13 protein-coding genes are annotated in these 14,345 nt (G+C 64.1%); 10 read left to right on the top strand and 3 right to left on the bottom strand.

The annotated features are described in order from the left end of the window. Window positions 1-11 precede the first annotated feature (11 nt). Window positions 12-212: a ferredoxin gene (locus tag CCUG20998_RS23415; RefSeq protein WP_011738671.1), complete on the bottom strand. Its 201-nt coding sequence runs from the start codon at window positions 210-212 to the stop codon at window positions 12-14. Window positions 213-320: 108 nt separating this feature from the next. Beyond that, window positions 321-1,022: an SDR family NAD(P)-dependent oxidoreductase gene (locus tag CCUG20998_RS23410; protein WP_020726585.1), complete on the bottom strand. Its 702-nt coding sequence runs from the start codon at window positions 1,020-1,022 to the stop codon at window positions 321-323. A gap of 290 nt (window positions 1,023-1,312) precedes the next feature. Between CCUG20998_RS23410 and CCUG20998_RS23405 the strand changes: the two genes are divergently transcribed. The 10 genes from CCUG20998_RS23405 (at window position 1,313) to CCUG20998_RS23355 (ending at window position 13,756) form a co-directional block, all read left to right on the top strand. Continuing rightward, window positions 1,313-2,857 (top strand): aldehyde dehydrogenase family protein, encoded by a 1,545-nt coding sequence (locus tag CCUG20998_RS23405; RefSeq protein WP_036456035.1) that lies wholly within the window; start codon window positions 1,313-1,315, stop codon window positions 2,855-2,857. After that, window positions 2,854-4,059, top strand: coding sequence for a CaiB/BaiF CoA transferase family protein (locus CCUG20998_RS23400; RefSeq protein ID WP_020729541.1), 1,206 nt, complete (start codon window positions 2,854-2,856; stop codon window positions 4,057-4,059). Before CCUG20998_RS23405 ends, CCUG20998_RS23400 begins: the two co-directional genes overlap by 4 nt. Window positions 4,060-4,376: 317 nt before the next feature. After that, window positions 4,377-5,183, top strand: a complete 807-nt coding sequence (locus CCUG20998_RS23390; RefSeq protein ID WP_012396251.1) for an MlaE family ABC transporter permease — start codon at window positions 4,377-4,379, stop codon at window positions 5,181-5,183. A 42-nt stretch (window positions 5,184-5,225) separates the two neighbouring features. After that, entirely contained in the window at window positions 5,226-6,071 is an 846-nt protein-coding gene (locus CCUG20998_RS23385; protein WP_012396250.1) for an ABC transporter permease, read from the top strand. A 19-nt stretch (window positions 6,072-6,090) separates the two neighbouring features. Next, a complete protein-coding gene (locus CCUG20998_RS23380; RefSeq protein ID WP_020729543.1) occupies window positions 6,091-7,368 on the top strand; it encodes an MCE family protein in 1,278 nt (425 codons plus the stop codon). Then, window positions 7,365-8,396, top strand: coding sequence for an MCE family protein (locus tag CCUG20998_RS23375; RefSeq protein WP_020729544.1), 1,032 nt, complete (start codon window positions 7,365-7,367; stop codon window positions 8,394-8,396). Before CCUG20998_RS23380 ends, CCUG20998_RS23375 begins: the two co-directional genes overlap by 4 nt. Next, window positions 8,389-9,471 (top strand): MCE family protein, encoded by a 1,083-nt coding sequence (locus CCUG20998_RS23370; protein WP_020729545.1) that lies wholly within the window; start codon window positions 8,389-8,391, stop codon window positions 9,469-9,471. Before CCUG20998_RS23375 ends, CCUG20998_RS23370 begins: the two co-directional genes overlap by 8 nt. Continuing rightward, on the top strand, window positions 9,468-10,895 hold the full coding sequence (locus CCUG20998_RS23365) for an MCE family protein (protein WP_081651049.1): 1,428 nt from the start codon (window positions 9,468-9,470) through the stop codon (window positions 10,893-10,895). Before CCUG20998_RS23370 ends, CCUG20998_RS23365 begins: the two co-directional genes overlap by 4 nt. Continuing rightward, window positions 10,892-12,124 (top strand): MCE family protein, encoded by a 1,233-nt coding sequence (locus tag CCUG20998_RS23360; RefSeq protein WP_050674627.1) that lies wholly within the window; start codon window positions 10,892-10,894, stop codon window positions 12,122-12,124. Before CCUG20998_RS23365 ends, CCUG20998_RS23360 begins: the two co-directional genes overlap by 4 nt. After that, on the top strand, window positions 12,125-13,756 hold the full coding sequence (locus tag CCUG20998_RS23355) for an MCE family protein (protein ID WP_020729548.1): 1,632 nt from the start codon (window positions 12,125-12,127) through the stop codon (window positions 13,754-13,756). Window positions 13,757-13,791: 35 nt separating this feature from the next. On the opposite strand, the gene CCUG20998_RS23350 is transcribed toward CCUG20998_RS23355, so the two are convergent. Next, window positions 13,792-14,295 carry an Rv2253/PknI dimerization domain-containing protein gene (locus CCUG20998_RS23350; RefSeq protein WP_020729549.1) on the bottom strand — a complete coding sequence of 168 codons (504 nt, stop codon included), beginning with the start codon at window positions 14,293-14,295 and terminating at the stop codon, window positions 13,792-13,794. Window positions 14,296-14,345 lie beyond the last annotated feature (50 nt).

Here is a 14,345-nt window from a genome sequence, read left to right as displayed (position 1 = left end):
GCTGTCTCCCTTTATGTTTCGTCGGTGATGACGATGGCCTGCTCAGGACAGGAATGAGCGGCCTCCCGGACCAGGTCCCACTGATCGGCAGGAACCGTCTCGCTGATTGCCGACGAACTGCCGTCGATATCGCTGAGCTGGAACGAATCCGGAGCGATCATCGCGCAGAGGGTGTGCCCCTGGCATCGTTGTGGATCAACCCAGACCTTCACCGTGCCTCCTCCCATCATGGGACTGCACCTCTTGTTGCTCTTGTTGTCGTAGCGCCTGGCGCACCGGACGGCGCGGCGCCTGACCTTCCACGCTTCCCACCTCCACGCTCAGGTGTTCCGGCCGCCGTTGACACCGAGGATCTGACCCGTGATGTAGCCGGCTTCCTCGGACACCAGAAAGGCGCATGCCGCCGCGATGTCTTCCGGCTTGCCGATCCGGCGCACCGGGGTCCGGGCGATGTTCTGTTCGATGTCACCGAGGTGCCCCTGCGCGGCGGCGTTGCGCAGCATGGGGGTGTCGATGAACCCCGGCGGCACCGCATTGACGGTGATACCGCTGGGCCCGTACTCGAGCGCCAATGCCTTGGTGAGTCCGTTGACGGCGGACTTCGCCGCCACATAGTGGGTCATATAGGGAGTGCCCGAATGCGTGCTCGACGATGAGATGTTGACGATTCGGCCCCAGCCCGCCGCCACCATGTCGGGCAGCACCGCCTGGATCGTGTGGAAAACCCCATTGAGGTTGACGTCGATCACTCGCTGCCAGTCCTCGAAGGTGATGTTGCTGAACCGCTTGAACCCGTCCAAACCCGCGGCGTTGACCAGAATTGTGACCGGGCCCAGCCGCTGACGAATCGCCGCCAACGCGGCATCGACCTGCGAGCGGTTGGTGACATCGGCGGAGAAGGCAAGCTCACCGTCGGGGGTTTTGAGGTCGAGGGTGGCGACATCGATACCGTCGGCGCGCAGCCGCCGTGCGATGGCCAGCCCAATCCCGGATGCGCCACCGGTAACGACCGCGGTTTTCATTCCGCCAATATCCGAGGCGCTGGTGGGGCCGTCGCAATCTCAACCATAAAGAATCTCCCTTGCAATTATGAGAACCCTACTCTCGGACGAAAGCGGCTCGCAAGCTAGCCGCGAAACGGGGTGTGGCCAGCGGCAATGGCCACTCGGCGGTGGGCGCTGAGCGATCGCTTAGCCGATCGACGGTGCAATCCGGTCGGGCGACTTTCTTGAACTCTCGGGTGGCGAATGTAAGATTCGCCTGAGATGAGAATCAAATTTTCGTGACTGTCACCACACCGGGGGGCCGCAGAATGTCATCGCAGGACACGGCGGAGACCATCGCGGATGCGCGATCAGGGGTTGCCGAGGCCCCGGCCGCCTCGCGGGCGCAGCGCCGACTGTTGATTGGCGGGCGGCTCATCAGCACCGATCGGACGTTCCCGTCTGTCAATCCCGCCACCGGTGCGGTGCTGGGGTATGCCCCCGATGCCGGCGTCCCCGAAGCCGAGGCGGCGGTTGCGGCGGCCCGGCGCGCCTTCGACACGACCGAGTGGTCGACCGACGTCGAGTTGCGCATCCGGTGCCTGGACCAGCTGCACCGGGCCCTGGTCGACCATGCCGAGGAACTACGGGAGCTCACTATCGCCGAAGTGGGGGCGACCCACGCGCTGACCCAGGGCGCCCAGCTCGACGAACCGATCGGCATCGTGCGCTTTTACGCCGACTTGTCGTCGCGCTACGAGTTCTCCGAAGACCTTGGCGAGAAGGAATCGCGGGGGATGCGCCACCACCGCTGGGTGGAGAAGGAAGCAGCGGGCGTGGTGGCGGCCATCATCGCCTACAACTATCCGAACCAGCTCGCGTTGGCCAAGCTGGCTCCCGCCCTGGCCGCGGGCTGCACGGTGGTGCTCAAAGGCGCGCCGGACACCCCACTGGTCACGTTGGCCCTGGGTGAACTGATCGCCAACCACACCGATATTCCGGCCGGTGTGGTCAACGTGCTCAGCTCGTCAGATCCGGCGGTGGGGGAGGTGCTCACCGCCAGCCCCGACGTCGATGTCGTGACCTTCACCGGGTCCACCGCGACCGGCCGGCGAATCATGGCCGCGGCAAGTCAGACGGTCAAGCGGGTCTTCCTGGAGCTAGGTGGCAAGTCGGCGGTGATCATGCTCGACGACGCCGACTTTGCCAGCGCCGCGATGTTCGCGGCCTTCAGCATGGTCACCCACGCGGGTCAGGGCTGCGCGCTGACATCGCGGCTGCTGGTGCCCAGGGCCCACCACGACGAGATCGTGGAGTTGATCGCGCAGAACTTTGCCAGAGTGCGCCACGGTGACCCGGCTGATCCGAAAACCTATATGGGTCCGCTGATCAACGAACGCCAGCGCGACAAGGTCGACGCGATGGTGGGTCGGGCCGTCGCCGCGGGCGCGACGCTGGTCACCGGCGGCAAACGCCTGGATCCGGGCTTCTTCTATGCGCCCACGCTGCTCACCAATGTCGACCCGGACAGCGAGATCGCTCAAGACGAGGTGTTCGGGCCGGTGCTCGTGGTGATTGCGTTCGACGATGACGACGACGCGGTGAGCATCGCCAATAACTCGATCTACGGACTGGCCGGCGCCGTTTTCAGTCGCGACCAGGAGCGCGCCCTGGCCCTCGCCCGCCGTATCCGCACCGGATCGTTCTCGATCAATGGTGGCAACTACTTCGGCGCAGACAGTCCCTTCGGCGGCTTCAAGCAGTCGGGTGTCGGCCGGGAGATGGGCGTCGCCGGCCTCGAAGAGTTTCTGGAGCGCAAGACTTTCGCGGTGCCCGTGATGCCGGCCGTACCGGCCGGGGAGGCCCGGGCATGAAGCCGTTGGAAGGCATCCGGGTTCTGGAAGTCGCCATGTACGGCTTCGTCCCGTCGGCGGGCGCGGTACTCGCCGAGTGGGGCGCCGACGTGATCAAGGTCGAACACGCGGTGACCGGTGACCCGCAGCGGGGGCTTCGGCAGACCGGCATGTTGCGGGTGGAAGGCGATCCCAACCCCAATATCGAGCATGCCAACCGCGGGAAGCGCAGTCTCGGGCTGGACATGTCGATATCCGAGGGCAAGGAGGTGCTGCACGAGTTAGCGCGTCGGTCAGATGTTTTCCTGACGAGTTTTCTGCCGGACGCGCGGCGCAAGTTCGGCATCGATGTCGAAGACATTCGGGCCGTGAATCCGTCCGTCATCTATGCCCGCGGCAGCGCGCTGGGGCCGCGCGGGGAGGAAGCGACCAAGGGCGGCTACGACATGACGGCCTTCTGGTGCCGGGCCGGAACGGCCGCCACCATCACACCGATGGGCTACCAGGGGATGATCAATCCGCCGGGGCCGGCGTACGGCGACACCATCTCCGGCACCAACCTGGCCGGTGGCATCGCGGCGGCCCTGCTCAAACGGGAACGGACCGGTGAACCGTCGGTTGTCGACGTATCACTGCTGGGCAGTGGGCTGTGGTCGTTGGGACACACGGTGGCGCTGACCCGCCATCTGGGGCAGCGACTGGAAGCGCCACCACCAGGGATCCACGGATCGCCGATCAACCCTCTGGTCGGGGTGTACGCGACATCGGACGGTCGCTACATCTCGTTGGTGATGATGCAGCCGACCAAGTTCTGGGCCGATGTGTGTCGCCATATCGACCGACCGGACCTAGCCGAGGATCCGCGCTTTGCCACCGTCGAGAAGATCGCCGCCCACACGGCGGATGCGGTGGAGATCTTGACCAAAGCCATCTCCGCCCGCACGCTTGCCGAGTGGAGCGAACGCTTTGCGACGCTCGCGGGACCTTGGGCGCCGGTGCAGGACACGCTGCAAGCGGCCGACGACGCGCAAGTCCGGGCCAACGAGTATGTGGTTCGCGCAGGCGAACTCGAACTCGTCGCCAACCCAGTGCAATTCGACGTGACCGCGCCGCAGACCGGACCGGCGCCCGGGTTCGCCGAGCAGACCGACGACATCTTGCTGGAACTCGGATTCGACTGGGACCGCATCATCGAACTCAAGACGGCCGGTGCCGTCACCTAGAATCCGGAGCCCACATGCCCAACGCCGCCAACGCCGCCGGTCTATCCGTCTTGTCGGATAACGGTTGTGCGTTTTCGGTTCCACGTGGGCGTGCGATGAGCAATAATCGCCGAACGCGGCAAGACATGGGACTGGGTCGGGTCCGCATCGCTTGCAAGCGCCAACTCACGCAACAGAACGGAGGACTGGCGTGAGGGTGGTAGCCGCTGTACACGGCGAAACGGCATGCCCTCCGGGGCAATCACAGCTACGGGTCGCCCATATCAACATGGTACGCAGCGTATTTGGCTGTCTGCTCGGCGAAGGGCCGTGGACCCATGGCGAATAGGGCGGCCGACCGTTGGACCCCGGGCATCACGTTCGGGCGCGGCTCCAAACCAATGCAAGCCGTCGGCGGGCTGTTCGCGATGTCGGCCGACGCCATCAAATTCGCCTTCCGCCGTCCGTTCCAGTGGCGTGAGTTCCTGGAGCAGTCATGGTTTGTCGCGCGCGTGGCCATGCTGCCGACGCTGTTGGTGGCCATCCCATTCACCGTCTTGGTCAGCTTCACCCTCAACATTTTGTTGCGGGAGTTGGGTGCAGCGGATCTGTCCGGCGCCGGTGCCGCGTTCGGAGCGGTCACTCAGGTCGGCCCGCTGGTGACGGTGCTGATCGTGGCGGGTGCCGGTGCCACGGCGATGTGCGCCGATCTGGGTTCACGAACGATCCGCGAAGAGATCGATGCGATGGAGGTTTTGGGCATCAATCCGGTGCAGCGCCTGGTGACGCCGCGGATGCTGGCCTCCGGGCTGGTCGCGCTGCTGCTGAACAGTCTGGTGGTGATCATCGGCATCGTGGGCGGCTACGTCTTCTCGGTATTCGTCCAGGATGTGAACCCCGGCGCATTCGCCGCCGGCATCACGCTGCTGACCGGTGTGCCCGAAGTCATCATCTCCTGCGTCAAGGCGGCGCTTTTCGGTCTGATCGCCGGACTGGTCGCCTGCTACCGCGGCCTGACGATATCCGGCGGCGGAGCCAAGGCCGTCGGAAATGCGGTTAACGAAACGGTGGTCTATGCATTCATGTCGCTCTTCGTCGTCAATGTGGTCGTCACCGCGATCGGCATCCGAATGTCGGCAAAGTAGCTGCGAAGGCCAAGGATCCCAAAGGAGGCGCAAAGACACCCTGTGGCGCTTAGAGCGGTCTATCCGCGTATGACGCGACAACTCGAAAAGCCGGTCGGCACGCTGAGCCGCATCGGTGACCACACACTGTTCTACGGCAAGGCGATTGCCGGAGCTCCTTTTGCGGCCACCCACTACCGGCGGGAGATCATTCGCCTGGTCGCCGAAATCAGCATGGGTGCGGGGACTCTGGCGATGATCGGCGGGACACTGGTGATCGTCGGCTTCCTGACCCTGGCCGCCGGTGGAACCCTGGCGGTTCAGGGCTATAGCTCGTTGGGCAATATCGGCATCGAGGCGCTCACCGGCTTCCTGGCCGCATTCATCAATGTCCGGATTGCCGCGCCCATAGTCGCCGGGATCGGTTTGGCCGCGACCTTCGGCGCCGGTGTCACCGCGCAGCTGGGTGCGATGCGGATCAACGAAGAGATCGACGCACTGGAATCGATGGCGATCCGGCCGGTTTCGTATCTGGTCAGCACCAGGATCGTCGCGGGGATGATGGCGATCACCCCGCTGTATTCCATCGCCGTCATCCTGTCGTTTCTGGCCAGCCAGTTCACCACGGTGATCCTGTTCGGCCAGTCGGGGGGCCTGTATCAGCACTACTTCACAACCTTTCTCAACCCGATCGATCTGTTGTGGTCCTTTTTGCAGGCCGTGTTGATGGCGATCACGATCTTGCTGATCCATACCTATTTCGGTTACTTCGCTTCGGGTGGTCCCGCGGGTGTCGGGGTCGCGACCGGCAACGCGGTGCGTACCTCGCTGATCGTGGTGGTATCGGTGACGCTGCTGGTGTCGCTGTCGGTGTACGGCTCCAACGGCAACTTCCACTTGTCGGGTTAGGGGAGGCGAACAAAAGACAATGTCGCGCAACCTCGGTCCCAACCCGATGCACCGTTCGGAAACCGCCAGCGCTGCAACCCCTGTCGCGGCGTCGCCCGGTCGGCACTTTGGCGTCAGCTCCTACGCACGCCCCTTGGCCGGGTTGGCGACGGTACTGGTGATCGCTTTGATCGTGGCCGTCGCGGTGGGCTTGTTCCGCGGTGACTTCACCCAGAGCGTGCCGGTGACCGTGGTCTCGCCCCGTGCCGGGCTGGTGATGAACCCGGACGCCAAGGTGAAGATGCGCGGTGTGGAAGTGGGCAAGGTTGCCGCCATCGATGTGCGGTCCAACGGTGACGCGGTCTTGCACCTGGCGATGGACCCATCGCAGATCAGGCTCATCCCGAGCAATGTGCTCGTCGATATCGCTTCGACAAGCGTCTTCGGCGCCAAGTTCGTCGAACTGGTTCCGCCCGAGCAGCCTTCATCGGAGAGCCTGCAACCTCACCAGGTGCTCGAAGGCAAGCACGTCACCGTGGAAGTCAACACGGTATTCCAACAACTCACATCGCTGTTGTCGGCGATCGATCCGGCCAAGCTCAATGAGACCCTCGGGGCCATCGCGTCGGCGGTGAACGGCCGTGGCCACAAGATCGGTCAGATGCTGTCGGATTTGGACGCCTTTCTGGCCAAGCAAGATCCGAGTCTTCCCGCACTGAGCCACGACCTCGCAGTCCTGCCCGTGGTGAGCAACGCCTACGCGGACGCGGCACAGGATCTTGTCAACACGGCCGAGAACGCGATCAGGATCAGCAAGTCGATCGTCGACGAGCAGCAGAACTTGGACGCGTTCCTGATCAGCTCGATCGGTTTGGCTGACGTGGGCAACGACGTGGTGGGCGGCAACAGGCAGGCGCTGACCGATGTCCTCGATCTATTGGTGCCGACCAGCGATCTGCTCTACGAGTACCGCCAAGCGTTGTGGTGCGGCATTTCCGGTTCCCTGGTGAATCTTCATGCCCCGCCACTACCCGAGCCCATGATCAAGGTCTTGGTCTACCTGGGCTTCGGCGCCGAACGCTACCGGTACCCGTCGAACCTGCCCAAGGTGGCCGCCACCGGTGGGCCTCAGTGCTATGACCTGCCCTTGGTGCCCTTCGACAAGGCGCCACCGTTCGTGGTGGCCGATGTCGGCGCCAACCCGATGCAGTACGGCAACCCGCAACTGCTCCTGAACTCCGACGCGCTCAAGCAACTGTTGTACGGCCCGATCGATGGTCCACCACGCAACACCATGCAGATCGGGCAACCCGGATGACCGGCTCACGCGCGATGATCATCAAGTTCGGGGCGTTCGCCGCGGTGATGATCGTGCTGACGGTCTTTCTGTTCTTTATCTTCGGGCAGTACCGAACCGGCTCGACAAACGGTTATTCGGCCCTGTTCAACGACGTTTCACGGCTCAAGCCCGGCGAAACCGTGCGGATCGCCGGAGTCCGGGTGGGCACGGTCAACAGCATCTCGCTGCGGACAGACAAAAAGGTCCTGGTGAAATTCGATGCTGACCGCAACATCGTGCTCACCACCGGCACCCGCGCCGTGGTGCGCTATCTGAACCTGGTCGGTGACCGCTATCTCGAACTGGTCGATGGCCCTGGCTCCACGAAAACGCTGCCCGCCGGATCACAGATCCCGATTGAGCGCACCGCCGGTGCCCTCGATCTCGATCTGCTCTTGGGCGGACTGAAACCCGTTACCCAGGGACTCAATCCGCAAGACGTCAATGCGCTCAGCGCGTCACTGATTCAGATTTTCCAGGGCGAGGGTTCAACACTGGAATCACTGCTGTCCAAGACGTCTTCGTTCACCAACGCGCTGGCGGACAACAACGAAACGGTGCAGGCGCTGATCGACAATCTCAACGTCGTGGTAGACACCGTCAACAGGGAAGGCACCAAGTTCTCCGGCGCTATCGACCGCCTGGAGCGGTTGATCAGCGCGCTGTCGCAGGACCGCGACACCATCGGTGCCGCGATCACCGCGCTGGACAACGGCACCACATCGATCGCCGATTTGCTTGGCCGCGCCCGCGCGCCGTTGGCCGGCACCGTGGATCAACTGAATCGGTTGGCCCCCTTGCTGGATAAAGACAAGAACCTCATTGATATTTCGCTGCAGAAGCTGCCGGACAACTACCGAAAGCTGACGAGGCTCGGTTCCTACGGCGCCTGGTTCCCGTACTACTTGTGCGGACTAGCGCTGCGGGTCTCCGATCTGCAGTACCGGACGGTGGAAGTGGGCATCACCCACCAGGTCACCGGGAGGTGCGCGGAACCGGATGCTTAAGTATCGCGGAGCAGGTCTCATCCGGGCCGGATTCATCGGCGCGGTGCTGATAGTGCTGGTCATCGCCGTCGGGCTGAACCCCGAACAGCTGCTGCAACGAGCCACCACCGTGCGCTACCAGGCGCTGTTTTCTGATGCCGGCGGCCTCGCCGTCGGCAACGATGTGACGGTATCGGGTATCAAGGTCGGCACCGTGTCGGGGATGTCGTTGCAGCGTGGCGATGTTCTGGTGACATTCACCGTCAACGGCGGTGTTGAGCTCGGGGCAGACAGCACCGCGCACATCAGGACGGGCTCCCTGCTGGGCCAGCGGGTGCTCACCGTTGAATCCGCGGGCGGCACCACGCTGCGTCCGATGGCTGTGATCCCGGTATCGCGCACATCATCGCCCTATTCGCTGTCGGAAGCCGTCAGCGACGCGGCGACCGACATCGCCGGCACCAACACCGACGCGCTCAACCAGTCCCTTGATACCTTGTCGGAGACGCTGAATCAGATTGCGCCGCAGCTGGGCCCCTCATTCGACGGGCTGACCAGACTGTCGCAAGCCCTCAACGGCCGCAACCAGACGCTGGGCGAGCTGCTCAAAGGAGCCGCTGACGTCACCGGCATCCTGTCGCAACGCAGTCAGCAGCTCAACACGCTGATCCTCAATGCCGATGACCTGCTGTCCATGCTGGTGGCCCGGCGGCAAGCGATTGTGCGGCTGTTGGCCAGCACATCTGCGGTGGCCAAACAGTTGTCGGGGTTGGTCCACGACAACGAAAGCAAGCTCGCACCGACACTGGAGCGGCTGAACGCGGTGACCGCGATGCTGGAGAAGAACCGGGACAACCTCGCCAAAGCGTTGCCGGGACTGGCAAAGTACGAGCTGACCCAAGGGGAGACCGTCTCCAGCGGCTTCTACTACAACCCGTTCATCCCGAACTTGTTCACAATTCAATTCTTCCAGTGGTTCATCGACTATGCGTTCGGCTTCCGTGCCCACGGTGCTCCCGGTCAACCGCCGGACAATGCCGGACCGCGTGCCTTGTTCCCCTTCCCCTTCAACCAAAACCCGGGTGGGTCGCGATGATGCGGCTCGAAGGCGCTGCGCGCAGCAAGGTCAAGGCTGTGCTTGCGGTGGCCTTGGTCGGGCTCGTCGTCGTTGGTGCCGGAGTTGCGCTGCGCAACACCTTCTTTCGTCCCACCACGATCACCGCCTATTTCCCCACCGCCACCGCGATCTATCCCGGCGATGATGTGCGCGTCTCGGGCATGAAGGTCGGCACCATCGCCGCTATCCGCCCCGACGGGACCAAGGCGAAGATGATTCTGCACGTCGACCACAACGTGCAGATTCCGGCGGACGCGAAAGCGGTGATCGTCGCCCAGAACCTGGTGGCTGCCCGCTATGTCCAGCTCACCCCGGCCTACCGGTCGAGCGGCCCCGTCATGGCTGACGGCGCCGTGATACCAATCGAGCGCACCGCGGTACCCGTCGAATGGGACGAGGTGAAAGACCAACTGATGCGCCTGGCCACCGAGTTGGGGCCCAACAGCAAGGTTTCCAGCCCATCGATATCGCGGTTCATCGACAGCGCAGCCGACGCGCTGGGCAACGGAAACGGCGACAAGCTACGCCAGACGCTGGCCGAACTGTCCGGGGTGGGGCGCATCCTGGCCAACGGCAGCGGAAACATCGTCGACATCATCAAGAACCTGCAGACGTTCATTGGGTCCTTGCGAGACAGCAACGTTCAGATTGTGCAGTTCAACGATCGGCTGGCCTCGCTCACCAGCGTGCTCGACGACAACAAGTCCGACTTGGACGCGGCATTGACCGACCTGTCCAGCGCGGTCGGCGAGGTGCGGCGGTTCATCGCGGGCAGTCGTGATGCGACCGCCGAGCAGATCACGCGGTTGGCCGACCTCACGCAGATTCTGGTCGATAACAAGATGGCGCTGAAAAACGTTCTGCACGTCACGCCGAACGCGCTTGCCAACGCCTACAACGACTACGACCCGGATGTCGGGAATGTGCGAGGCGGGGTCGGGATCCAGAACCTCACCAACCCGGTGTTCTCCATCTGCTCACAACTCGGCGCCATGGAGAACGTCACGTCGGTCGAGTCGAGCAAGCTGTGCGGCCTGTATCTGAGCCCGGCGTTGAAGGTGTTCAACCCGCTGTTGTACTTCAACTTCAACTATTTCCCGGTTCCGATCAACCCGATCCTGGCCCCGGCCTTCGACCTGCAAAACGTCGTGTACACCGAGCAGCGGCTGGCACCCGGCGGCGAGGGGCCGAAGCCCATAGCGCCCGAGTTGCCTCCCGCGGTGTCGGCCTACACCGGGCTGCCGGGGGACACTCCGGAGGCGCCACCGCCCCCGCCGCCGCCGGCGCGGATACCGGGGGCCGCGATGCCGGAGCCGCCGCCGCCGAGCGTGCCGGTCGAACCGTCGCCACCTCCGGCGAACGTATCGGACATGCTGCTTCCGGCAGAGGGGCCGCAGCCATGACCGGGCCAACCGCGATGCCGGCGCTCCGGCGGCTCTTCGCCATCGGCTGTTGCGTCATGCTGGCGGTGACCGGATGCGCGTTCAACGGGCTCAACTCGTTGCCCTTGCCGGGTGCGGTGGGGCGGGGGCCGGGAGCCACCGTCTACCACGTTGAGATCGCCAACGTGGGCACCCTGGAAGCAAATTCGCCGGTGATGATCAACGACGTCATCGTCGGCAGCATCAGCAAGATGACGGTGCGGGGTTGGCACGCCGACGTGGAGATCTCGGTGCGGCCCGGAGTGGTGATCCCGGACAATGCGGTGGCTAGCGTCGGCCAGACCAGCCTACTGGGATCCATGCACCTGGCCTTGAATTCACCGTTAGGCCAGGTGTCTGACCAAAGGCTGCAACCGGGCTCCACCATCCCGCTGAGTCGGTCGTCGACCTATCCGTCGACCGAGCAGACGTTGTCCTCGCTGTCGGTGATCCTCAACGCCGGTGGGCTGGGGCAAATCGGGGACATCATTCACAATTTCACCGCGGCGCTATCCGGGCGTACCAGTGATATTCGTGATCTGCTGGTGCGTCTAGACAGATTCGTCGGCACATTCGACGAGCAGCGCGACAACCTGGTGGCGTCGATCCAGGCACTGAATCGGCTCGCCGGTACGCTGGCCGGCCAGCGCGACGTGATCACCCAGGCGCTGCAGAAGATTCCGCCGGCGCTGGACGTTCTCATCCGGGAGCGGCCACGGATCACGGCGGCGCTCGACAAGCTCGGGACGTTCAGCGACACCGCCACCAGACTGGTCAACGACGCCGGAGCCGACTTGGTGCAGAACCTGCAGAACCTGGGACCGACGATAAGTGCTCTTGCCGACATCGGACCGGACCTCGACGCCGCCATCGCCTACGCGCCGACGTTCCCGTTCACCCAGGGCTTCATCGATCGCTATATCCGGGGCGACTACGTCAACGGCTACTTCATCATCGACTTGACGAATGCGGGGCTGCGCAAGAGCATCCTGCTGGGTACGCACTGGGGCCGGTTGGGCGCCGAGGGCGTTCCGGCTCCGGGGGATCCGGAATACCTGCAGTTCAAGTTCGGAGCTCCGATACCGCCTGGCCCGCCACCGGCGGACGCACCACCGCCCGCAGACCCCGCGCCCGGCCCCCCGCCCGATTCGGCGGTTCCGATTCCGGGCGCGACCCCGGCCGAGGCCGCGCCGACGGACGGGGGTCCCTAGATGTTGACCCGGTTCGTGCGCATCCAGTTGGCGATCTTCGCGATTGTGGGAATCGTCGGTGTGGCGGTGATGGCGGTCTGGTACATCCAAGCCCCGACACTGCTCGGTATCGGCAAAATGACTGTGACGCTGGAACTGCCGGCCACCGGTGGCCTCTACCGCTTCAGCAACGTGACCTACCGCGGCGTGCAGATCGGCAAGGTCACCGCGCTCGGCCTGACCTCCAACGGCGCGAAAGCCACCCTGGCTCTCGATGCTTCGCCGAAGATCCCCGCGGATCTGAGAGCCGAGGTGCGCAGCATCTCGGCGGTGGGCGAGTACTACGTGGATCTGCGTCCCCGAACCGACTCCCCGCCCTACTTGCATGATGGCTCGGTGATCGCCAGGGACCGCGCCGTGATTGGCCAGCCGATTGGCCCGGTGCTCGATCAGACCAGCGCCCTGATCAACAGCATTCCCAAGGGCAAGCTCAGCACGTTGCTCGACGAGTCGTTCAACGCATTCAACGGGGTCGGTTACGATTTCGGATCGCTGTTCGACTCTTCAGCACAGCTATCGGGTGACCTCAATGGCATCGCCGATCGCACCCGGACCCTCACCGAAGACAGCGGGCCATTTCTGGACGCGCAGGCGCAAACCACCGATTCAATTCGGTTGTGGGCCCGCAGCCTTGCCGGGGTCAGCGGCCAGCTGGCCAACAACGACCCGCAGATACGCACCCTGTTGGAGCGTGGGCCGGGTGCCTTCAACGAGGCATCAAAACTGCTGGATCAGATCAAGCCGACGCTGCCAGTGCTACTTGCCAATCTGACCACCGTCGGTCAGATCGCGGTGACCTACCATGCCTCGGTCGAACAGGTCCTGGTGCTGCTGCCGCCGTTCACCGCCGCGATTCAATCTTTCCTGGGCACCAAGAATCCGGTCGGACTGGCCACCGGTGCGTTCAACCTCATCATCAGCGATCCGCCCGCGTGCACGGTCGGCTTCCTGCCGCCGAGTCAGTGGCGTAACCCGGCCGACACCACCATCGTTGACACCCCGGACGGGCTGTACTGCAAATTGCCGCAGGATTCACCCATCGGAGTGCGCGGCGCCCGCAACTACCCGTGTATGGGTCAGCCCGGAAAGCGGGCGCCGACCGTCGAAATCTGTGAGAGCGACCAACCATTCGAGCCGCTGGCGATGCGCCAGCACATCTTCGGTACCTATCCGTTGGATCCCAACCTGATCGCGCAGGGGATCCCGCCCGACGACCGGGCCAACTGGAACCGCGAGAGAATCTTCGGGCCCGTGGCGGGCACGCCGCTGCCTCCAGGAGTGGGCCCGCCGGAGGAAACGGTGATGCCGCCGGGGCCGCTGGGCCCGCCATCACCGATGGGGGAAGTCTCGCCGATTGCACCCATCGACGTGCCGTCCACCCCGCCTCCCGCACCAAGCGGCGCGCCGTCGGCTGCGCCGAGCGGACTCGGCCGGGCTGCGGCACGGCCCGGCCCATCCGTGGCTTTTGCCCAATACGACCCGCACACCGGTAGTTACGTCGCCCCCGATGGTCAGGTGTACCGCCAGACGGATCTGGTTGTTCCCGACACGCGCAAAGCGCCCAGGACCTGGAAGGACATGTTCCCCACCTGAAGTCCGTTGCGCGGCTTAGCCGCCGGGCGCGCCGGTCAGCCGATCTTGTCCAGGCGGAACGGCTGTTCGACATACAGGGGGGCGTTATTGCCGCACGCGCCGCTGGGGCCGGTGGTCTTCTCGCGACCGGCCAGAACCGGCGAACCAAGTTGGGTTTCACCGGTTTCGGGGTTGGCGGGATAGAAGTAGATGACATCGTGGCCGGTGAAACTTGTTCCGTCGGGACACGTTTCCCAATTCGGCAGGTCTCGTTTGACGGTCCACAATTGCCCGTCATGCATGGTCAGCGGTGCGGTCCAGCCCTGATCGCTGGTGACCTGGCCACTGCAATCCTGGGCGGTGCTGCATGAAGAGGTGATGGTCCAGGTGCTGCGTACCACCGGCTCGTCGTGATAGACGGTATTGGTTCTGGCCCAGTCACCGATCACCGTGGCGGTATAGGTGCCATTGATGGCGGGATCGTAGGCCCATGCCGAAGGTGCCGAACCCACGCCGCCGAGTATCAGTGTTGCGCTTATCGCTACGCCCATGGAACGCATCACTTGCTCCTCGATGCGCTATTTCGCCGATTTCGAGTGAGATTCAAAGA

This window comes from Mycobacterium marinum, assembly GCF_003391395.1.
Taxonomy (GTDB): Bacteria; Actinomycetota; Actinomycetes; order Mycobacteriales; family Mycobacteriaceae; genus Mycobacterium; species Mycobacterium marinum.
Note: the sequence above shows the minus strand (reverse complement) of the source record. Positions and strands in the feature narration are given on the sequence as shown.